Origin of the sequence: Pseudomonas sp. MUP55 (genome assembly GCF_034043515.1) — a bacterium.
Taxonomy (GTDB): Bacteria; Pseudomonadota; Gammaproteobacteria; order Pseudomonadales; family Pseudomonadaceae; genus Aquipseudomonas.
Map to the genome: position 1 here is coordinate 3,380,765 of NZ_CP138214.1, position 21,179 is coordinate 3,401,943.

At 62.9% G+C, this 21,179-nt stretch carries 21 protein-coding genes; 11 read left to right on the top strand and 10 right to left on the bottom strand.

Annotation, left to right across the window (positions count from 1 at the left end; genetic code table 11):
* Positions 1-119: 119 nt before the first annotated feature.
* Positions 120-647, bottom strand: coding sequence for a GNAT family N-acetyltransferase (locus tag SC318_RS15190; RefSeq protein WP_320431244.1), 528 nt, complete (start codon positions 645-647; stop codon positions 120-122).
* 268 nt (positions 648-915) lie between these two features.
* Between SC318_RS15190 and SC318_RS15195 the strand changes: the two genes are divergently transcribed.
* From SC318_RS15195 to argE, 4 genes are read left to right on the top strand one after another with little or no spacing between them, the layout of a single operon-like run.
* Positions 916-2,205, top strand: a complete 1,290-nt coding sequence (locus SC318_RS15195) for a flavin-containing monooxygenase (protein ID WP_320427453.1) — start codon at positions 916-918, stop codon at positions 2,203-2,205.
* 22 nt (positions 2,206-2,227) lie between these two features.
* Positions 2,228-2,638: a RidA family protein gene (locus SC318_RS15200; RefSeq protein ID WP_306493360.1), complete on the top strand. Its 411-nt coding sequence runs from the start codon at positions 2,228-2,230 to the stop codon at positions 2,636-2,638.
* An 11-nt stretch (positions 2,639-2,649) separates the two neighbouring features.
* Complete coding sequence (locus SC318_RS15205) at positions 2,650-3,327, top strand: DUF1028 domain-containing protein (RefSeq protein ID WP_320427454.1); 678 nt, start codon at positions 2,650-2,652, stop codon at positions 3,325-3,327.
* A complete protein-coding gene (gene argE, locus SC318_RS15210) occupies positions 3,324-4,469 on the top strand; it encodes an acetylornithine deacetylase (protein ID WP_320427455.1) in 1,146 nt (381 codons plus the stop codon). Before SC318_RS15205 ends, argE begins: the two co-directional genes overlap by 4 nt.
* Before the next feature lie 119 nt (positions 4,470-4,588).
* Here argE and SC318_RS15215 read toward each other — a convergent pair whose 3' ends face one another.
* Complete coding sequence (locus tag SC318_RS15215) at positions 4,589-5,500, bottom strand: LysR family transcriptional regulator (protein ID WP_320427456.1); 912 nt, start codon at positions 5,498-5,500, stop codon at positions 4,589-4,591.
* Between the two features lie 251 nt (positions 5,501-5,751).
* Here SC318_RS15215 and SC318_RS15220 point away from each other — a divergent pair, with 251 nt between their 5' ends.
* Positions 5,752-7,167, top strand: a complete 1,416-nt coding sequence (locus SC318_RS15220; protein ID WP_320427457.1) for a purine-cytosine permease family protein — start codon at positions 5,752-5,754, stop codon at positions 7,165-7,167.
* A gap of 289 nt (positions 7,168-7,456) precedes the next feature.
* Entirely contained in the window at positions 7,457-7,747 is a 291-nt protein-coding gene (locus SC318_RS15225) for a fructose-bisphosphate aldolase (RefSeq protein WP_320427458.1), read from the top strand.
* Between the two features lie 210 nt (positions 7,748-7,957).
* Here SC318_RS15225 and SC318_RS15230 read toward each other — a convergent pair whose 3' ends face one another.
* Positions 7,958-9,157: a TPM domain-containing protein gene (locus SC318_RS15230; RefSeq protein ID WP_320431245.1), complete on the bottom strand. Its 1,200-nt coding sequence runs from the start codon at positions 9,155-9,157 to the stop codon at positions 7,958-7,960.
* Between the two features lie 131 nt (positions 9,158-9,288).
* Here SC318_RS15230 and SC318_RS15235 point away from each other — a divergent pair, with 131 nt between their 5' ends.
* Together SC318_RS15235 and SC318_RS15240 are read left to right on the top strand one after the other, a co-directional pair.
* Entirely contained in the window at positions 9,289-10,104 is an 816-nt protein-coding gene (locus SC318_RS15235) for an alpha/beta fold hydrolase (protein ID WP_320427459.1), read from the top strand.
* The gene (locus SC318_RS15240; protein ID WP_320427460.1) at positions 10,094-11,254 is read left to right on the top strand and encodes a PAS domain-containing sensor histidine kinase; all 1,161 of its coding nucleotides are present in this window, start codon (positions 10,094-10,096) and stop codon (positions 11,252-11,254) included. The genes SC318_RS15235 and SC318_RS15240 overlap by 11 nt, the downstream gene beginning before the upstream one ends.
* On the opposite strand, the gene dapF is transcribed toward SC318_RS15240, so the two are convergent.
* Complete coding sequence (dapF, locus tag SC318_RS15245) at positions 11,214-12,029, bottom strand: diaminopimelate epimerase (protein WP_320427461.1); 816 nt, start codon at positions 12,027-12,029, stop codon at positions 11,214-11,216. The genes SC318_RS15240 and dapF overlap by 41 nt on opposite strands.
* Before the next feature lie 224 nt (positions 12,030-12,253).
* Between dapF and SC318_RS15250 the strand changes: the two genes are divergently transcribed.
* The gene (locus SC318_RS15250; RefSeq protein ID WP_320427462.1) at positions 12,254-12,763 is read left to right on the top strand and encodes a P-loop nucleotide/nucleoside kinase family protein; all 510 of its coding nucleotides are present in this window, start codon (positions 12,254-12,256) and stop codon (positions 12,761-12,763) included.
* A gap of 128 nt (positions 12,764-12,891) precedes the next feature.
* On the opposite strand, the gene SC318_RS15255 is transcribed toward SC318_RS15250, so the two are convergent.
* Genes SC318_RS15255 through SC318_RS15265 form a run of 3 tightly spaced genes read right to left on the bottom strand, consistent with a single transcriptional unit; the run spans position 12,892 to position 15,155 of the window.
* Positions 12,892-13,308 (bottom strand): SRPBCC family protein, encoded by a 417-nt coding sequence (locus SC318_RS15255; RefSeq protein WP_320427463.1) that lies wholly within the window; start codon positions 13,306-13,308, stop codon positions 12,892-12,894.
* A gap of 26 nt (positions 13,309-13,334) precedes the next feature.
* A complete protein-coding gene (locus tag SC318_RS15260) occupies positions 13,335-14,132 on the bottom strand; it encodes an SDR family NAD(P)-dependent oxidoreductase (protein WP_306493370.1) in 798 nt (265 codons plus the stop codon).
* An 18-nt stretch (positions 14,133-14,150) separates the two neighbouring features.
* Positions 14,151-15,155 carry an aldo/keto reductase gene (locus tag SC318_RS15265; RefSeq protein WP_320427464.1) on the bottom strand — a complete coding sequence of 335 codons (1,005 nt, stop codon included), beginning with the start codon at positions 15,153-15,155 and terminating at the stop codon, positions 14,151-14,153.
* Between the two features lie 112 nt (positions 15,156-15,267).
* Between SC318_RS15265 and SC318_RS15270 the strand changes: the two genes are divergently transcribed.
* On the top strand, positions 15,268-16,164 hold the full coding sequence (locus SC318_RS15270; protein WP_320427465.1) for a LysR substrate-binding domain-containing protein: 897 nt from the start codon (positions 15,268-15,270) through the stop codon (positions 16,162-16,164).
* A 142-nt stretch (positions 16,165-16,306) separates the two neighbouring features.
* On the opposite strand, the gene SC318_RS15275 is transcribed toward SC318_RS15270, so the two are convergent.
* From SC318_RS15275 to SC318_RS15285, 3 genes are read right to left on the bottom strand one after another with little or no spacing between them, the layout of a single operon-like run.
* On the bottom strand, positions 16,307-17,599 hold the full coding sequence (locus tag SC318_RS15275; RefSeq protein WP_320427466.1) for an NAD(P)/FAD-dependent oxidoreductase: 1,293 nt from the start codon (positions 17,597-17,599) through the stop codon (positions 16,307-16,309).
* Entirely contained in the window at positions 17,596-18,684 is a 1,089-nt protein-coding gene (locus tag SC318_RS15280) for a polyamine ABC transporter substrate-binding protein (protein WP_320427467.1), read from the bottom strand. Before SC318_RS15280 ends, SC318_RS15275 begins: the two co-directional genes overlap by 4 nt.
* A 24-nt stretch (positions 18,685-18,708) precedes the next feature.
* Positions 18,709-20,067, bottom strand: coding sequence for a glutamine synthetase family protein (locus SC318_RS15285; protein ID WP_306493375.1), 1,359 nt, complete (start codon positions 20,065-20,067; stop codon positions 18,709-18,711).
* A 138-nt stretch (positions 20,068-20,205) separates the two neighbouring features.
* On the opposite strand from SC318_RS15285, the gene SC318_RS15290 reads away from it, so the two are divergent.
* Positions 20,206-21,105: a helix-turn-helix domain-containing protein gene (locus SC318_RS15290; RefSeq protein WP_320427468.1), complete on the top strand. Its 900-nt coding sequence runs from the start codon at positions 20,206-20,208 to the stop codon at positions 21,103-21,105.
* The last annotated feature ends 74 nt before the right edge of the window (positions 21,106-21,179 follow it).

Below are 21,179 nucleotides of genomic sequence, written 5' to 3' on the forward strand. Positions count from 1 at the left end.
GATCGTTCCCACGCTCCCGCGTGGGAACGCAGCCCGTGACGCTCTGCGTCACCTGCGTGCAGTGGCCAGCGGGACGCAGAGCGTCCTGGGAGGCATTACCACGCAGAGCGTGGGAACGATCACGGCTCTGCAGTGGACGTAACAAGGCACTCGCTCTGGTTGCCTGCCGCATCAGAATTCTGTGCAAGCGTTTTCACCATAGGCACACACGCCAACACCAATCCCGCTGGCGAGCGATACACTGCCTGCTCATGCCCCACATACCCGCACGCTTGATAAAAGCTCACCGCGTTCAACGTCGAATCCAGCACCACTTGCGCAACGGCATGCTGCCGCGCGACGTCCTCCAGATGGTCAAGCATGGCTTTGCCATAACCGCGCCCGGTAAATGCGGACCGTACGAACAACGCCCCTATTTCGTTGTTGGCAAGATCGAGCATGCCGGTGATGACGGCTTCACCGTTCACCCATCCGATGTAGAAGAGTTTTTCCATCAATACGCTGTAACCGTCGCTTGCGCAGCCCCGGGTCCAGAGCGCCATTTGCTCTGCGCTGTAGGCGCCAATGCACTGACTGCGAATGGCCTCCCGACGAATCTCAAACGCCTCGTCAGCGTCGGCTGGTGTGGCGCGTTTTATCCTAAGCACAGCACTGTCCTTCTCCAAGATCAAAGATCGTTCCCACGCTCCTGCGTGGGAATGCAGCTCGTGACGCTCTGCGTCACCCGAGCGCAGTGGCCGGCGGGACGCGGAGCGTGGAGCGATCATCACGCCAGCGAAGACTATCTCAAGATGCGCTGCATCCGATATTTATGCTCACTCCCAAGCTTAATAATATTTTATTAAAAACCACCCTCCCCCTAGCCTTGAAGTCATGCCCACGTTGAATCCAACTGCATGACGCAAGGACAATCACATGACTCAAGCACTAATAAAAACAGACACCCTGGTGGTGGGCGCCGGCCAGGCCGGCGTGGCCATGAGCGAGCACTTGAGCAAGCTCGGCGTGCCGCACCTGGTGCTGGAACGCAGCCGAATCGCCGAGCGCTGGCGCACCGGGCGCTGGGACTCGCTGGTGGCCAACGGGCCGGCCTGGCATGACCGGTTTCCGGGGCTGGAATTCGATGATGTGGCGCCCGATGGTTTCGCGCCAAAGGAGCGCGTGGCGGACTACTTTGAAGCGTATGCGCGCAAGTTCAATGCGCCGATTCGCACGGGCGTTGAGGTCACTTCGGTGGTGCGCAATGAAGATCGCCCTGGCTTTACCGTGCACACCAGCGAAGGCGTGATCGAAGCCAACCGCGTGGTGGCCGCCACCGGGCCGTTCCAGAAGCCGGTGATTCCGGCGATTGCGCCGAAAGACACCGCGCTGCACCAGATCCATTCCGCCGACTATCGCAACCCCGCCCAACTGCCGGCAGGCGCCGTGCTGGTGGTGGGTGCGGGTTCTTCCGGGGTACAGATCGCCGACGAACTGCAACGCAGCGGCCGCCAGGTGTACCTGTCGGTGGGTGCCCACGACCGCCCGCCGCGCGCCTATCGCCACCGCGACTTCTGCTGGTGGCTGGGGGTGTTGGGCGAGTGGGACCAGGCCGCGATGAAACCCGGCCGCGAGCACGTGACCATCGCCGTGAGCGGCGCCCATGGCGGCAAGACCATCGACTTTCGTGAGCTGGCCCAGCAAGGCATGACCCTGGTCGGCCTCACCCAGGCGTTTAGCGGCAGCGTCGCCACGTTCCAACCGAACCTGGTGGAGAATCTGGCACGCGGGGATGAAAACTACCTGGCCCTGCTGGATGCGGCCGACGCCTACATCGAGCGCAACGGCCTCGACCTGCCCCCGGAGCCTGAAGCGCGCCGCGTATTCCCGGATGCCGACTGCATCAAGCATCCGATCCTGGAACTGAACCTGACCCAGGCCGGCATCACCTCGATCATCTGGGCCACCGGGTTTGCCGTGGACTACAGCTGGCTCCAGGTGGATGCCTTTGATGCAGCCGGCAAGCCCCAGCACCAGCGTGGCGTGGCCAGCGAAGCCGGGATCTATTTCCTCGGCCTGCCCTGGCAGTCGCGCCGTGGCTCGTCGTTTATCTGGGGCGTGTGGCACGACGCCAAGTACGTCGCCGACCATATCGCCATCCAGCGTCAATACCTTGAGTACCGCGAAGCCGCCCCGGTGGTTCGCCCGTCACCTGTCAGCGCCTGACCCCCTTGCCGGAGTTTTTTCGATGCCTACCCACACTCGCATCCGCATGTTCAACACCAAGCAAACCTACCCCAACCAGAGCCTGGACAACGACCTGTGCCAGGCCGTACGTGCCGGTAACACCGTGTACGTACGCGGCCAGGTCGGCACCGATTTCGACGGTCACCTGATCGGCCTGGGCGACCCCCGTGCCCAGGCCGAACAGGCGATGAAAAACGTCAAGCAACTGCTGGAAGAAGCCGGCAGCGACTTAAGCCATATCGTCAAGACCACCACCTACCTGATCGACCCGCGCTACCGCGAGCCGGTGTACCAGGAAGTCGGCAAATGGCTCAAGGGTGTGTTCCCGATCTCCACCGGGCTGGTGGTGTCGGCGTTGGGCCAGCCACAGTGGCTGATGGAGATCGATGTGATCGCGGTTATTCCAGAGTAAGGAGGCGAGCCATGACTTTTTCAATCGTTGGTCGCTGCGCCGACACTGGCCAACTGGGCATCGCCATCAGCTCATCGAGCATCGCCGTGGGCGCCCGCTGCCCATGGTTGCGCCCGGGTGTGGGTGCGGTGTCCACCCAGAACATCACGCTGCCGGCCCTTGGCCCGGACGTGCTCGACCTGCTGGAGCAAGGCCTCACGCCGGCCGAGGCCATCGACAACGCCTTGACCCGCAACGGCTACAGCCAATACCGGCAACTGACGGCGATCGATCACCTGGGCCGCAGCGTGCATTTCAGCGGCAGCGAAACCCTGGGCACCCACAACGCCGTGTCCGGCGAGCAGTGCGTGGCAGCCGGCAATATGCTCGCTCACCGAGGGGTGATCGAGGCAATGGTCAGTGCCTTCGAACACGGCGAAGGCCAGTTGGCGGACCGCCTGCTGGCGGCGATGCATGCCGCCATCGCCGCCGGTGGCGAAGCCGGCCCGGTGCATTCGGCCGCGCTGGTGGTGGTGGGCGACCTGACCTGGCCGATCATCAACCTGCGCGTGGACTGGGCCGATGAAGCCCCCATTGGCCAATTGCAAACACTGTGGGACGCCTACCGCCCGCAAGTGCAGGACTACATCGACCGCGCCCTCGCCCCCGACCGCTCTCCAGGCTACGGCGTAGCCGGAGACGATCGATGAGCCGCAGCCGTGAGTTGCTGCAGACGCTGGTGGGGTTCGACACCACCAGCCGCGAATCCAACCTGCAGTTGATCGAGTTCGTGCGCGATTACCTGGCGGGCTTCGGCGTCACCTGCGAGCTGGTCTACAACGAGGCGCGCAGCAAGGCCAACCTGTTTGCCAGCATCGGCCCGGTGGAGTTGCCCGGCATCGTGTTGTCGGGGCATACCGACGTGGTGCCGGTGGATGGGCAACCCTGGACGCTGCCGCCGTTTCAACTGACCGAGCGTGACGGCAAACTGTATGGCCGCGGCACCGCCGACATGAAGGGCTATATCGCCTGCGTGCTGGCGCTGGTGCCGGAGCTGGTCAAGGCGCCGTTGCGCCGGCCGGTGCACATTGCACTGTCCTACGACGAAGAAGTCGGCTGCCTCGGTGTACGTTCGCTGCTCAGTCTGTTGGCGCAACGCCCGGTGAAACCGATGCTGTGCATCATCGGCGAGCCGACCGAGCTCAAACCGGTGCTGGGCCACAAGGGTAAGTTGGCGATGCGCTGCGATGTACATGGCGAGGCCTGTCATTCGGCGTATGCGCCGTCCGGGGTGAATGCGATTGAGCATGCCGCCGAGTTGATCGGCGAATTGGGGCGCATCGGCCAAGGGCTGCGTGCACACCAGGACCCGCGCTTCGATCCGCCTTTCAGCACCGTGCAAACCGGGCTGATCAGCGGCGGCAAGGCGCTCAATATCGTGCCAGCCGACTGCCAGTTTGATTTTGAAGTACGTGCCCTGCCGTCGATGGATCCGGGCGAAGTGGCCGAGGCACTGCAAGCCTACGCCCTGCAGCAGGTACTGCCGCGCATGCAGGCGGTGAGCAGGCAGAGTTCGATTCGGTTCACCGAGCTGTCGGCCTACCCGGGGTTGGTCACCGATGAACGCAGCCAGGCCGCCGAATTGATCGCGGCGTTTTGCGGGTCCCGCGAGTTTGGCACCGTGGCGTTTGGCACGGAGGGTGGGCTGTTCGATGCCGTGGGCATTCCCACCGTGGTGTGCGGCCCGGGCAGCATGGACCAGGGGCACAAGCCGGATGAATTTGTGAGCCTGGAACAGCTGGCAGGCTGCGATGCAATGCTGCGGCGGATGCTGGATTCCATCCGCCTCTGAACACACCATAAATCAACTGTGGGAGGGGGCTTGCCCCCGATGACGGTGTATCAGCCAACTTATGTATTGGCTGAACCACCCCAATCGGGGGCAAGCCCCCTCCCACATTGGCCCCGTAATCAGCCCAGCAACCGAGCCAGTTCTTCTCGGCAGTAATCCACGAACAGCTGCACCGGCTTGGTCAGCGGTGCGCGCTTGAGCCACACCGCCGACAAGCCGGAGCCGGTGACGGTTTCCGCCAGGGGAATACACACCACTTTCTGTCCGTCATAGGTGTACTCGCTGAACGGCTTGGTCACCAGGATAGAAAAGCCGAACCCGCGCCCCACCATGCCCCGCACCATCTCGATCGATGGCGAGCTGAACACGATATTGGGCGTCAAGCCACGCTCTTCAAAGATGCTCACGAAGTAGGTCCGGCTCGGCAGCACGTCCAGCAGAATCATCGGTTCCAGCACCAGGTCGGCCAGCGACACCCTGGCCTGGCGCGCAAAGCGGTGGTCCGCCGGCAACAGCGCGTACGGCTGCTGCGGCGGCATCAACGGCGTGGTCTCGATGGAACCGCCCAGGTCGTGCTCGAACAGCATCGCCACATCGATGGTGCCCGCCGTCAGCGCCTGCACCAACTCCTGCTGCTCGCCGTCGCGAATGCGGATTTCCACCCCCGGCCAGCGCGCCTTGAAGCCGGCGATCAGGCGCGGCAGGTACAGCGGCGCCACGGTTTCAAAGCAGCCGATATCGATTTGCCCGGCCACCACATCATTGTCCGCCAGGGCGTTCTGCTCGAACTCATGAGCCACCCGCAACAGCTCCAACGCCTTGCGATAAAACCGCGCGCCGCTGGGGGTCAGCGACACGCCCTGGGCGTGATGGCGGATAAACAGCTGCACCCCAAAACTGTCTTCCAGCTGCTTGATGGCAGTGGAAACCGACGGCTGGGCGATATACAGCTTGCGCGACGCCTCGGCGACGCTGCCGCACTCGGCGGTGGTGACGAAATATCTGAGTTGGCGCAGGTTGTAGGCAGCCATCAAGGCCTCCAGAAAACAGGGGCTTTTGCCCCAAACATGTGCAAGAAAGGCCGGCTTTTTTCATCGATTCCAGCCCATGCAACATACCGGAGCAAAAATCGCCGCGAGATACTTTTTTTAAGGTCTATAGCAACAAACTTACTAATTTACCTGCCCGTGTCCATTGCAGATGATCACTCCAACAACAAAGCGCCGCCCTGGCTGCGCACAGCGAAGTACGTCAACGTACTCACCTTGCCTTGGAGCTCATCATGGTCACCACTGCAACATCCTGCGCCCCGCTTATCGAAAAACACACGATTGGATACGTGCCCCCGGAAGATCGCCATGGAAAGGTAAGAGACCTGTTCACCCTGTGGTTCGGCGGCAACATCGCGCCGTTGCCGATCGTGACCGGCGCATTGGGGGTGCAGTTGTTTCACCTCAACCTGGTGTGGGGCATCGTCGCCATCCTCGTTGGCCACCTGGTCGGCGGCGTGTTGATGGCCCTGCACTCGGCGCAAGGCCCGCAAATGGGCATTCCGCAAATGATCCAGAGCCGGGCGCAGTTCGGCTCCCTCGGCGCGCTGCTGGTGGTGGTGATTGCCGGTGTGATGTACATCGGTTTCTTCGCCTCCAACATCGTGCTGGCCGGCAAGTCCCTGCATGGCGTGGTCGATGCGGTACCGGTGCCGGTCGGAATCGTGGTCGGTGCCATCGGTTCCGGCATCATCGGCATCATCGGCTATCGCTTCATCCATGTGCTCAACCGCATCGGTACCTGGGTACTTGGCGCCGGCATCGTACTGGGCTTCGGCTACATCTTCACTCATGTGCAGACCACTGACTTCCTCACCCGCGGCAGCTTCAATATTTCCGGTTGGCTGGCCACCGTTTCCCTGGCTGCGCTGTGGCAGATCGCCTTTGCGCCGTACGTCTCGGATTATTCGCGCTACCTGCCGGCCGATGTGCCTGTCGCGGCCACCTTCTGGACCACCTACCTGGGCTCTGCGCTGGGTTCGAGCCTGGCCTTCATCTTCGGCGCCGTCGCCGTGCTCGCCACGCCGGTAGGCATGGACACCATGGACGCCGTCAAGCTCGCCACCGGCGCCATCGGCCCGCTGATGCTGGTGCTGTTCCTGCTCAGTGTGATCAGCCACAACGCCCTCAACCTGTACGGCGCGGTGCTGTCGATCATCACCCTGGTACAAACCTTCGCCTACCGCTGGATCCCCACGGCAAAAAGCCGCGCGGTGATCTCCATCATCGTGCTGGCCGCCTGCTCGATTGCGGCGGTATTTGCCTCCAAAGACTTTATCGGCCACTTCGTCGACATGGTGCTGGTGTTGCTGGTGGTCCTGGTGCCGTGGACGGCGATCAACCTGATCGACTTCTACGCGATCCATAAAGGCCAATACGACATCGCTTCGATCTTTCGCGTGGATGGCGGGATCTACGGCAAGTACAACCCCCAGGCGCTGCTGGCCTATGCGATGGGAATCGCGGTGCAGATTCCGTTCATGAACACACCGCTGTACGTCGGCCCGATTTCGGAACACATCAACGGGGCGGATTTGTCCTGGGTGGTGGGGTTGGTGGTGACGTCGCCGCTGTACTTCTGGCTGGCGAGTCGGGACAGTGCCTACAAGCGGCGCATGGACGGGGGGAAATTGGTGGGTGGGGTCTGATACAGACGCTTGGTTGCGCCTGTGCGAAGGTCACTTTATAGTTCGCCCCGTCGCTGGCGTTGGCCGGCGATGGGGTTTCGCAGCCCTACAAAGATAGAATCAACCTGCACAGTCATCAGACCCTCAGGCGGTGCCCGCCTGCGTCTTGTTTATGGCGGCTGTGCGTGGGAGACCTTCGGGTCTGCCGGGGGTGATTCTTCCTGGTCTGCGAACCCGCGCACAGTTGCCACCCAATCTGTTTCGCAGCAGCAAGGTGGCAGTTCTTTTACTCCAAATAGAATCGAACCTTATGACAACTCAATACCCGCCCCGCCGCTTCACCCCCATGTCCCAAACCGCAACCGACTATCCGGTGCTGCTGATCGACAGCGACGCGCCCCTCAGCCAATTGCACGCCTGTGCCAGCGAACGTCTGAACGCCGCGCTCGCCTACCTGCACCTGATGGCCTGCTCCAACGTATCCGACTATGCCGAGCACGACATCAATACCGTCGCCAATACCGCTCGGATCATGGTCCAGGACGTGGCGGATGTGTTTACCGTGATTGAAAAGCGCGGTTTTGATTTGCCTGCTGCCTGATCTCATCCCTAAAGAAACCCGCTCTGGCGGGTTTCTTGTTTTCGAAAGAGCCAGAGCCGAGCGCTATCAAACTGTGGGAGGGGGCTTGCCCCCGATGGCGTCGGATCATTCAGCACATCAGTGACTGGTCCATCGCTATCGGGGGCAAGCCCCCTCCCACATTGAATCTTCATACGTCAGGCAGACCTGACGCAACCGCAGCGGCGCGTGCTACCAGCTCCCTGACGCCCCGCCGCCGCCACTGGAACCCCCGCCACCGGACGAGCTGCTGCTGGAACTGGAGCTGCTGGAGCCCGAACCGGACCCACTATCAGACCCTGACCCGGAACCCTCACCGACCTTGCCGAAAATAAGCAATGCCACAAACGAGGCGATAGGAAACGCCAGCAGCCAACCATCGCGACCGTCATCCAGCAGCCACCCGGCCACCCCATAGACGGCGAGCGCCGCCAGCAGCCGCACGACAAAACCGGTGCGGCTGGTTCTCCAGGTGTACCTCATGATCAGCAGCAGCACCAGGTACAGCCCCAGCACAGCCAACACACCCAGTGGCCACGCCAGCCAATGGGTAAAACTGACGTCCACATACCGGTCTGCCACCACCAACCCGAGGATGTAAGCCAGCAGTCCGATCACGCAGTAGAAGATCGCACGTGCCTGCCACAAGGCGCCAAACAGGGCGCCACCAATCAGCAGGGTCAGCGGCATGACAAACAGAAACATCGGCCATTCCCGCCCGCCCGCCAGCAGCGTCAGCAACAGCGTAGCCGCCACCACGACGATCACTGCCTTGCGCCAGTGCAACTTGCCGGCGGCCAGCAACACGCCGCCAAGGCCGCCGAGGACAAACGCCGCCAGCAACGCGAAAAATTGCGGATTGATTCCCGGCCCGGCCACCTTCGGCAGGTCGCCGCCGTCCACCAGTACGGTCAGCGCGTCGACCCCCTGTTGAACTCCACCGGCAAAATCGCCCTGACGAAACGCCGGCGTGATGCGTTCTTCAATGATGCGATGGGCCAGCAGGTCGGTGACCGTGCCTTCCAGGCCGTACCCCACCTCGATGCGCACGGTGTGATCGTTCTTGGCCACCACCAGCAGGATGCCGTCGTCGACGTCCTTGCGCCCCAGCTTCCAGGCGCGGAACAGTTGGTTGGCATAGTCCTCGATGCTGACGTCGCCCGTGCTGGGCACCAGCAATACGGCAACCTGGGCGCCTTTGCGCTGTTCAAGGTCGGCCAGTTGCTGCTTGAGGCGCGAGGTGGTGTTTGAATCGAGGGTGTTGGTCAGGTCGATGACCCGTTGGTCGAGTGCAACGCCGATGGGCGACGTGTCGGCCTGGGCGATGCTCAACAGACTGGCAAACACCAGCGCCAGCAAGCTCAAGACGGATTGGCGTAGAATCACCATGATGTATTGTTACCTGAAGTTTCTTCCTGAAGGCGCCGACTCTACCTTATCTACGCGCAAACGCGTGACCCAGGGCCGGCGACTGTCTAAACTGCCGCTACGCTGCATAGCAATAAGCCATCTACGAGAACGCCATGGATCTACGTCACCGCAATAACGTCAGTGTGATGGGCAACGGCTCCTCGACTCTTGTGTTTTCCCATGGCTTCGGTTGCAACCAGGCGATGTGGAACTCCCTGGCGCCCCACTTTCTCGAGCGTTTTCGCGTGGTGCTGTATGACCTGGTGGGCGCCGGCCTCTCGGACCTTGGCGCCTACGACAAAGCCAGGTACAGCACGCTGGAGGGTTATGCCCGCGACCTCAACGAGCTGATCGACGCCTACGCCGAAGGCCCGGTGATTCTGGTGGGTCACTCGGTCAGCGCGATGATCGGCGCCCTTGCCGACCGCTTCGCCCCGGGACGGGTCGCGGCGCACGTGATGATTGGCCCTTCGCCGCGCTATATCGACACCCAGAGCTATGTCGGCGGCTTCAAGCGCGACGACATCGAAGACCTGCTCGACACCCTCGACAGCAACTACCTCGGCTGGTCCAGCAGCATGGCCCCGGTGATCATGGGCGCCCCTGGGCAACCTGAACTGAGCAGCGAACTGACGGAAAGCTTCTGCCGCACCGAACCCGACATCGCCAAGCAATTTGCCCGGGTGACCTTTCTTTCGGACAACCGCGCCGACGTGATCGGCCTGACCACCCCCGTGCTGATCCTGCAGTCGAGCGACGACTTGATCGCCCCCGTGGCCGTGGGCGAATACCTGCACGCCGTGCTGCCCAACAGCACCTATCACCTGGTGGACAATATCGGCCATTGCCCGCACATGAGTGCGCCGCAGGCGTGCGCGGCGGCGATGGATCGGTTTCTGGCGCCCTGGGCCGTCATCAATGCCGGCTGAGTCGCTGTTCGACAACGCCGCCTGCGCCCTGGCGGTAACCCGCGAAGACGGCACGATTGTGCACGCCAACCAGCGTCTGAGCGACTGGCTCGGGCTCAGCGCGGTGGAGCTGCACGGGCAACGCTTTCAAGACCTGCTGACCATGGGTGGGCGGATTTTCTACCAGACCCATCTGGCGCCGATGCTGCGCATGCATGGCAGCGTGACCGAGGTAAAACTCGACATCCGCCATCGCGACGGGCACAAAGTCACGGTGCTGTTCAACGCCAGTCAGCGTCAGCAAACCGATGGCGTTGTGTACGACCTGGCGCTGTTCGGCACCACCGACCGCGACAAGTACGAGCGCGAACTGCTCAACGCACGCAAGCTGGCCGAAGCGCTGCTACAGGAAAAAACCGCCACCGAGGTGGCGCTGCATCAGGCCCAGGCCGAACTGAGCCAGGCCTATGCCATTGCCCAGCAACGCGCGTTGTTCGCCGAACAGATGGTGGCGATTGTCAGCCACGACTTGAAAAACCCGTTGACCGCGATCCGCATGGCGTCGGACTTTCTTCGACGCGGCGAGCACTCGCCAAAGGAGCATCAGTTGCTCGGGCATATCGGCCAATCGTCCGAGCGCGCCCACCGCATGATCGCCGACCTGCTGGACTTCACCCAAGCCCGGGTCGGCCAGGGCATCACCATCAGGGCCCAGCCGCTGGACTTGCACAGTGTGATTGATCGCGCCGTGGACGAACTGCGGGTGACCTTCCCCAAGGCCACGTTGGTGCATCAAGCCCATGGCCATGGCGACGCTTGCCTTGACGCCGACCGGGTGCAGCAGATCATTGGCAATCTGGTCGCCAACAGCGTGGCCTATGGTGACCTGCAGCAGCCGATCACCATTGCCTCACGCCTGAGCGCCGATGGCAGTGAAGTCTCGGTGCACAACTACGGCGCGGCGATTCCCAAGGCGTTGCTGGCCGGGCTGTTCGAGCCCATGACCCGCGGCCCCCATCAGGGCAGCGATGTCCGCAGCGTGGGCCTGGGCCTGTATATCGTGCGCGAACTGGCCAGGGTGCACGGCGGCGATGTGGCAGTGAGCTCCTGCGCAACGCAAGGCACCACCTTCAGCGTGAAGTTCCAGGCAGGTACGCCGCGCCCTGCATGATCGGCTCCACGTTGCCCGTCAGTACCACCCCGCCCTGCCCGTCCCACTGCACCGTCAGCGTGCCGCCGTCGCACTCGACCTCCACCTTGTCATCCAGCAGCCCGCGGCGCACACCATTGACCACCGCCGCGCAGCAACACGACCCGGAGCCCAACGGCACGCCACCGCCACGCTCCCAAATGCGCAGGCGGATGCGGTTACGCTCGATCACTTGCACAAAATGCACATTGGTCCTGGCCGGGAACAGCGGGTGATATTCCAGGGCCGGGCCCATGGCTTCGACGTCGACCGCGGTGATGTCTTCAACAAAAAACGTACAGTGCGGATTGCCCATGCCGCACGCCGCCGGCGCGCCGTCGATGGGCAGCGCACGGGTGTCCACCGCCCGGGCCAGCGGCACCGCCTCCCACGCCAACGAAGGTTCGCCCATGTCCACCGACACCCGCTGCCCACCGACGCGTACGCAGGTGAGCAAGCCGCGGTCGGTACGCAGCACCACGGCCTGGGTACCGGCCTCGTGCATCAGGCGGTCGGCCACGCCCCGTGTCGCGCTGCCACAGGTTTGCAGCGGCGTGCCATCGGGGTTCCAGAACTGAATGCGGGCGGCAGCGTCGTCACAGTCGAGGACCACCGCCAGTTGATTGAAACCGATACCGGTGTGTCGATCGCCCAGGCGCCGGGCGATCTGCGCCGTGATCGGGTTATCCTGGCCACGGCGGTCGATGATGATGAAGTCGTCGCCGTGGGCGTGCATCTTCACGAAGGGCAAGGTCATGGACGGTCCTTAAGTCGAACGAAACAGCCTTACTCTAACACCCGTGGAAGCGAGGAGACGGCGCCGGCTGATCATTCCCACGCTCTGCGTGGGAATGCCTCCTGGGACGCTCGGCGTTCCCGGTGCAAGTGACGCAGAGCGTCACGGGGTGAATTCCCACGCGGGAGCGTGGGAACGATCTTAATGAAGGCTGTTACACCCCTGTAGAAGTTAGGAGACGGACCATGCTTATCGTATTCAGCGGCCTGCCCGGCACGGGCAAGACCACGATTGCCAGGGAGCTGGCGCGGCAGATGGGCGCGGTTTACCTGCGCATCGATGTGATCGAACAAGCGCTGCGGGAGGCTGGGGTGCTGGCGGGCGATGTGGGTGCCAGCGGCTATGGCGTAGCCAATGCCCTGGCGTTGAGCAACTTGCGCTTGGGCCAGCAGGTGGTCGCAGACTGCGTGAACCCGGTAAGGGAGAGTCGCGAAGCTTGGCACGCCGTGGCGCTGGCGGCAGGCGTCAAGCAGGTGGACATTCAGGTGGTGTGTTCCGACCAGCAGGCGCATCGGCGCAGAGTCGAGAGCCGTGAGGGGGATATTCCAGGACTATTGCCGCCGACGTGGCAATCGGTGTTGGCACATGAATATGAAGCCTGGGACAAGCCGCCGTTCATGCTCGATACGGCGCAGCTCACCGCCGCAGAGGCCGTCACAGCAACCCGCGTACACCTGTCGAGTGTGAGCGACTAGTTGTATCGATGAGATGATCGTCCCCACGCTCTGCGTGGGAATGCCTCCTGGGACGCTCCGCGTTCCCGGTGCAAGTGACGCAGAGCGTCACGGGCTGCATTCCCACGCGGGAGCGTGGGAACGATCCGTCAGCCGGGGAAGTTGGCGCGCAACGCCGCAAGGCCATCGCTGTACACGCCGGTAAACAGCGTCTCTACCGCTGCATCCGTGGTGCCTGCCGCCGGGGTGAATACCCCGGACCAGGTCACTTTGGCCGACGCATCGGTCAACGCCTCAACCTGCAGGGTCGCCAGATAAGCACTCACCGGAAACGGCGACTGTTCAATGGTATAGCTGTAGGTGCGGGCCACGTTGTCGAAGGTCTGCAAGCGCTCGACGATCTGGCCGCCATCGGCGGTGTGCAGATGCCGCACGCGGCCACCGTCGCCGGGCTCGCTTTGGGCGATAAAGGGCAGCCAGTCAGGCAGGCTGTTGAAGCCGCCGATCAGTTTCCAGACCTGGTCAGCCGACGCAGGGATTTCAATCACAGAAGACGCTGTTGCCACAATTAATACTCCAGATCATTGAAAAATCAGATCGCCATGCTGTCGACCACGCCACCGTCGACCCGCAGCGCGGCGCCCGTGGTGGCGGATGACAGCGGTGAAGCAATGTACGCCACCAGGTTGGCCACTTCATCCACATTCGCCGCGCGCTGGATGATCGAGGTAGGCCGCGCCTTGCGCACGAACACATCGGCCTCGTCCCGCGCGCTACGCCCGGATTGCTGCGTGGCGTCCTTGAGCATGTGCTCAAGGCCATCGGTAAACGTCGGCCCCGGCAGGATCGCGTTGACGGTCACACCGGTACCCGCCAGGCGCTTGGCCAGGCCATGGGATACCGCCAGATTGGCGCTTTTGGTCACGCCGTAATTGATCATGTCCGCCGGCGTCGCCACGCCGGATTCAGACGACACAAAGATCACCCGCCCCCAGCCCTGCTCGACCATGCCCGGCACGTAATGCCGCGACAGGCGCACGCCGGAGATCACGTTGACCTCATAGAAACGCGTCCATTCACTGTCCGGCGCCTCGAAGAAATCCACATCATTGAAGATGCCCAGGTTGTTGACCAGGATGTCGGCGCGGGGTTCGGCGGCGAACAGTTTTTCGGCGCCTTCGGCCGTGCCCAGGTCGGCCACCAGCCCGCGCAGGTCGGCGCCCGGCACCGTCTGGCGGATGCTGGCCAGCGCCGCGTCGACTTTGCCGCTGTCACGCCCGATCACCACCACGGTGGCGCCCGACTGCGCCAGGGCCTGGCTGATGCCCAGGCCGATCCCGGCCGTGCTGCCGCTGACGATGGCTACTTTGCCGCTCACATCGATTTTCATGTTTCTGAACTCCCAAAGTTAAAGCGGCAGAGGTGCGCGCAGCGAAATCAATTGCGCATCGCGCAACGCCTGCCAGAAGGTTGCTGGAATCTGCTCTGACAACGCCGCCACGTCTTCGGCAATACGCCCCGGACGACTGGCGCCAGGAATCACCGCCGCCACGGCCGGGTGTGCCAGGGAAAACTGTAGCGCAGCCGCCTTGACGCTCACGCCAAACGCCTGGGCAATCGCCTTGATCTGCTCGACCTTCTGAATGATCGCCGGGCTGGCTTGCTGGTATTCAAAGTGCGCACCGCCCGCAAGAATGCCCGAGCTGTAGGGGCCGCCGACCACGATCTCGACCTGTTGCGCGAGGGCCGCGTCCATCAGGCGCTGCAAGGCACGGTCGTGATCCAGCAGCGTGTAGCGGCCGGCCAGCAGAAAGCCGTCGGACTGGGCTTCGGTCAGGTCCAGCGTCAACTCGCAGGGTTCGACGCGGTTCACCCCCAGCCCCCAGGCCTTGATCACGCCTTCCTCGCGCAAACGCGTCAGCACCTTGAAAGCACCGGTACGCGCCTGATTGAAGTACTCCAGCCACTGGTCGCCGTAGAAATCCTGGGCAATGTCGTGCACCCACACGATGTCCAGGCGGTCGGTTTGCAGGCGCTCAAGGCTGTCTTCGATCGAGCGCAGGGTGGCATCGGCGCTGTAGTCATTGAGCATCTTGTTCGGGCGTCCGTGCTCGAACACACCGCTTTTCTCGCCCAGGTCACGGGCGCTGTCTTCGACTTCGTCGAGAATCACCCGTCCGACCTTGGTGCTGAGCACATAGTCGTCGCGGTTGTAGTGGGACAAGGCGCGGCCCAGGCGGATTTCCGACAACCCCGACCCGTAGAACGGTGCGGTATCAAAATAACGTACGCCGTTATTCCAGGCAGCCTCGACGGTGGCCCGGGCTTCGTCTTCAGGGATGGCGCGGAACATATTGCCCAGCGGCGCGGTGCCAAAGCCCAGTACGCCGGGCAGTTTGTCTTTCAAGCTCATGGTGGTTCCTCAATCGGTTGTGGGTCGCAATGACCGTTGAGCAGAGCCTAGATTGCCTAGATCGGACCGTCCAAGACATACTGCGACCAACTTGAGTCCCGATAGGTCTTACATGATTGATCTACGCCAACTGCGCTACTTCGAAGTGGTCGCCGAAGAACAACACGTCGGCCGCGCCGCCGAGCGCCTGCACATCTCCCAGTCACCATTGAGCCGGCAGATCGCCCAACTTGAAGAGCGCCTGTGCCTGACGCTGTTCGAACGCAGCCAGCAACGTATCCGCCTGACCCGCGACGGCCAGACATTTCTCGCCGAAACCAGGGCGCTGCTGACCCACGCCAACCGCCTGGAGTCCCTGGGCAAGCGCCTGGGTCGGGGTGAAGAAGGCGGCTTGTGCATCGGCTACATCGAGAACGCCATGCACGCCGGCGTGCTGCCCAATGCCTTGCGCGTGTTGCGCGATGACCGGCCCAACGTGCATATCAAGCTGTACAACCTGCCCTCCCTCGAACAACTGGAAGGCCTGCGCCAACGCAGCCTGGATGTGGCCCTGGTGGGCGAACCCCCATCGCCCGACGACCCGGACCTGACCGCCCAACAGGTGCTCGATGACCCGATGTTGCTGGCCTTGCCCGAGCATCATCCACTGACACAACAACGCGCGTTATTGCCCGAGCACCTGGCCGACCAGCAATGGATCGGCGTGCAGCGCAAACCCGGCGCCAACCCGGCTGACGACTTCGTCGCCGCGTGCATCCGGGCCGGCTTCACCCCACAGATCCCCATGGAAGCCAGCGAACCCTTCACCGCCCTGGGCCTGGTGGCCTCCGGCCTGGGCGTGGCAATGGTGCAAAAAGGCTTGAGCCGCAACGCACCACCGGGCGTGGTACTGCGCGAACTGCCCTGGCTGAGCTACACCACCCCGCTATGGGCGGCCTGGCACCGGATCAACCTGAGGCCGTTGGTGGAGACGTTTCGTAAAGTACTGACTGAACCTGCAACTCTCTAACTGATGCTCTGCAGTTCAAATGTGGGAGGGGGCTTGCCCCCGATAGCGGTGGGTCAGTCACACATGCATTCACTGACACGCCCTCATCGGGGGCAAGCCCCCTCCCACATTTGGATCATTGCCACAGGCAGAACCCGTGTAATCAGACCATCTCCCGCAACCGATACCACAACATCCCCAACGCCAGCAGCGGCGAGCGCAACGCCTTGCCGCCTGGAAAGGTCATGTGCGGCACCTGGCTGAACACGTCCAGGCCCTGACTGACACCGGTGTGAATGCCTTCGGCCAACAACCGCGCGCACCAGTGGGTCACGTTCAGCCCATGACCGGAATAGCCCTGGGCGTAGAACACATTCGGGTACTGCCTGAGCCGCCCGACCTGGGGGAAACGGTTGGCGGTAATGCCGATCTTGCCGCCCCACTGGAATTCGATCCGGATGCTGGCCAACTGGGGAAATACCTTGAGCATCTTCGGCCGCATATACGCGGCGATGTCCTGGGGATCGCGCCCCGAGTAATGGCAGGCGCCGCCGAACAGCAGGCGGCGGTCGGCGGTCAGCCGGTAGTAATCCAGCCCGACTTTCTGGTCGCACAGCGCCAGGTTGTGTGGGATCAACTGCTGGGCCACCGCCTCCGATAACGGTTCGGTGGCGATGATGTAGCTGCCTGCTGGCAACACCTTACCGCTCAGGCGTGGTTCCAGGTCCTCAAGATGCGCATTGCACGCCAGCACCAGGCTGGCCGCGCGCACCATGCCGCCGGTGCATCGCACCTGCACGGTGTCGCCGTGGATCAACTCCAGCACCTGGGTCTGTTCGAAGATGCGCACCCCGAGTGACTCGGCCACCCGCGCCTCGCCCAGCACCAGGTTGAGCGGATGCAGGTGGCCGGAACCCATGTCGATCAAGCCTCCGGCGTACACCGTCGAGTCCACCACCTGCGGCATATCCTGCGGGCCGATGAGGCGGGTTTCGTGGGCGTATCCCAGCGCCGCCAGGTGCTCCTGCTCGCCCTTGAAGGCATTGAATTGCGCCGGGGTATTGGCCAGTTCGCAAAAACCCCAGCGCAGGTCGCAGTCGATGCCGTGCGCGCGAATGCGCTCGCCCACCAGCGCCACCGAGTCGATGCCGGCGCGTTCCAGATAACGCACGCCCTCCTCGCCTACATGCCTGGCAAAGCCCGACACGTCATGGCCGATGCCGCGAATCAACTGCCCACCGTTGCGTCCACTGGCGCCCCAACCGATGCGGTGCGCTTCGAGCAGGATCACCGAGAGCCCGCGCTGGGCCAGTTCGATGGCGGTGTTGACCCCGGTAAAGCCGCCGCCGATCACACACACGTCGGCGCTCAGGTCAGCATCCAGGGCGGGCCGCTCCAGCAGGGCGTGGGCCGACGCGCGGTAATAGGACGGGGCGTGGTCGTTGGGCTGCATCATCGGTTGGACTTCACTTTGCTCCAGGCGCGGGTCATCACGCGCATGGTCGCCGGGGTGGGCGTGGTGGAAATGTAGAGTTTGTCGAGCACTGCCTGGGGCGGGTACACCTCGGGGTCGTTCACCAGTTCCGCGGCCATGAACGGCTTGGCCGCCGGGTTGGCGTTGGCGTAACCCACCGAGGCGCTGACCTTGGCGATCACCTCGGGCTCGAGCAGGTAGTTGATGAAGGCGTGGGCTTGTTCGGGGTTGCTCGCGTCGGCCGGGATCGCCAGCAGGTCGAACCACAGGTTGGAGCCTTCCTTGGGAATCGAATAGGCGATGTTCACGCCGTTCCTGGCTTCCTTGGCGCGGTTGGCCGCCTGGAACACATCGCCGGAATAACCGAACGCCACGCAGATATTGCCGTTAGCCAGGTCCGAAATGTACTTGGAGGAATGGAAATAGGTGATGTACGGCCGCAGCGTCAGCAGCTTGGCCTCGGCGAGTTTGTAGTCTTCGGCGTTCTCGCTGCGCGGGTCTTTGCCCAGGTAGTTGAGCACCGCCGGAAACAGCTCATCCGGCGAGTCGAGGAAGGCCACGCCACACTCGTGCAGCTTCTTGAGGTTGTCCGGCTCGAACAGCACGGCCCAGGAATCGATGCGGTCGATGCCCAGCACTTGCTTGACCTTGTCGACGTTGTAGCCGATGCCGTTGGTGCCCCACAGGTACGGCACCGAGTGCGCGTTGGCCGGGTCGTTCTGCTCAAGCAATTTGAGCAGCCTGGGGTCCAGGTTCTTGAAATTGGGCAATTGCGCGCGGTCGAGCGTGAGGAACGCGCCGGCTTTTACCTGGCGCGCCAGGAAGTGGTTGGACGGCACCACCACGTCATAGCCGGTACGCCCCGCGAGCAACTTGCCTTCCAGGGTTTCGTTGGAGTCGAACACGTCATAGACCACGTTGATGCCCGTGCTGGCCTGGAAATCCGCCAGGGTGGTCTCGCCGATGTAGTCGGTCCAGTTGTAGACGCTGACCGTTGGTGCAGCCTGGCCGGCACTGCTGAACGCCGCCAGCAGGGCCAGCGGGAGAAGCTTGTTCACAACACGCATATCCACACCTCTTTACGATGGTTGTCAGACGCTCAACAGCAGGAATTCGCGCTCCCAGGAACTGATCACGCGCTTGAAGTTTTCGTGTTCGGCACGTTTGACCGCCACGTAGCCGCGCACGAACTTGTCGCCCAGGTACTGCTTGACCGTGGCACAGTCCTCCATGCGCGCCAGCGCGTCTTCGAGGGTGAACGGCAGGCGCAAATTGCGACGCTCATAAGCACGCCCTTCCACCGGCGCGCTGGGTTCGATCTGCTCGATCATGCCCAGGTAGCCGCACAACAGGCTCGCGGCAATCGCCAGGTACGGGTTGGCGTCGGCCCCCGGCAGGCGGTTTTCCACGCGCATCGCGTCGGGGCTGGAGGTGGGCACACGCAGGCCGACGGTGCGGTTTTCTTCGCCCCATTCGACGTTGACCGGTGCGGAGGTGTCCGGCAAAAAGCGCCGGAACGAGTTCACGTTGGGCGCGAACATCGGCAGCAGTTTGGGAATGTATTTTTGCAGGCCACCGATGTGATGCAAAAACAGCTGGCTCATCTTGCCGTCGGCGTCGACGAACACCGGTTTGCCAGTGGCGATATCGACCACGCTCTGGTGCAGGTGCATGGCGCTGCCAGGTTCGTCGGCCACCGGTTTGGCCATGAAGGTGGCAGCCACGTTGTGCTTGAGCGCGGCCTCGCGCAGGGTGCGTTTGAACACGGTGATCTGGTCGGCCAGGTCCAGTGCGTCGCCGTGACGGAAGTTGATTTCCATCTGCGCCGGGCCGTCTTCGTGGATCAGCGTATCGAGGTCCAGGCCCTGGGCTTCGCACCAGTCGTAGACGTCTTCGAACAGCGGGTCGAATTCGTTGGCGGCATCGATGGAGAACGACTGGCGCCCGGTTTCGGCGCGGCCGGAGCGGCCAATCGGGGTTTTCAGCGGCAGGTCCGGGTCTTCGCAGCGCTGGGTCAGGTAGAACTCCATTTCCGGCGCCACAATCGGCTGCCAGCCTTGCTCGGTGTAGAGTTGCAGGACTTTTTTCAGCACGTTGCGCGGCGACAGTTCGATCGGGTTGCCCTGCTTGTCGAAGGTGTCGTGGATCACGATGGCAGTGGGTTCGATGGCCCAGGGCACCACGTACGTGGCGTTGGCCACCGGGCGGCAGATCATGTCGATATCGGCCGGGTCAAGCAGGTCGTAGTAGATCTCGTCGTCGACAAAGTCCCCGGTCACCGTTTGCAGCAGCACACTTTCCGGCAGGCGCATGCCTCGCTCATGCAGGAACTTGTTGGTGGGCGCAATCTTGCCGCGTGCGATGCCAGTCAAGTCACTGATCACGCATTCGACTTCGGTGATCTTGTGTTCTTTCAGCCACATTGAAAGCTGATCGAAGGGGGCGTTCATAAGGACCTCGTCTTGGGTGGGATGCCGCACAGGCTTGTACTGGCGGCGCATTGAGGTCTATCTTGGGCCCGCCTTGAAACGGCATCTATCCACTTTGCACGCCACACAACGCACCAATAGAGTGCGCACGGACCACCCATGACACAGGCAACCGCTTTGCGCGTACAGGCCTTCGCCACCGGCGATGTGGCCGCTCAATGCCAGGCGACACCCGGTTGGGTGCAGCAGTACCAGCAGATGTCTCCCGGGCATTTTGCCGGGCGCGTGCGCTACCTCGACCTGCAAGGCGTGCAGGTGTACGAAGAGAGCATGAACACCCGCGTCGAGCAGCATTTCAACGCCCCGCCGGGTTCGCTGGCGTTCTGTTTCGACGGCAGCGACAACGCGCTGTACCTGCTCAATGGCGAAAGCCGCAATACCTGGATCACCCCGGAAAACTACCGTGAGACCGCCGTGGTGTTCGGCCCGCAGTTCGTGCAGCGCCACGGGCTGGACATGGCCAGGCTTGAAGGCTTGTTCATGGCACCGCTGACGAGTCAGCAGAACGCGTTGTTTGCCCGGTGGCTGAGTGGCACGCTCACGCGCCTGTCCGCCGTGATCGAACCGGCCAGTCGCGATGCCCTCACCCAGCAATTGCTCGACGACTGCCTGTTCATCCTCGACAACGCCTGCGTGTGCCTGGACCGCAGTTCGCTGCAAAAACGCGGCGCCGAGCGCCTGTTGATGGCGCGCATCGGCGAATGGGCGGCGGATGCACCGGACGAAATCGTCAATCTGTTGGAGCTGGCCCAGATTGCCGGCGTGCCATTGCGCCAATTGCAGCAAGGGTTCAAGACCTACACCGGCATGAGCCCGGCGCAGTGGTTGCGCCTGCGCCGGTTGAACGGCGCACGGCGGGAATTGCTGGCGTGCGCCAACACTACCGTGGCCGAGGTGGCGATGAATTGGTCGTTCTGGCACCTGGGGCGGTTTTCCAACAGCTACCGTGCGCTGTTCAAAGAGCTGCCCAGCGAAACCCTGCTGAAAAAACGCGGTTAACACTGCGGCGGATGATCGTTCCCACGCTCCTGCGTGGGAATGCCCCTGGGACGCTCCGCGTCCCGCCACCCGAC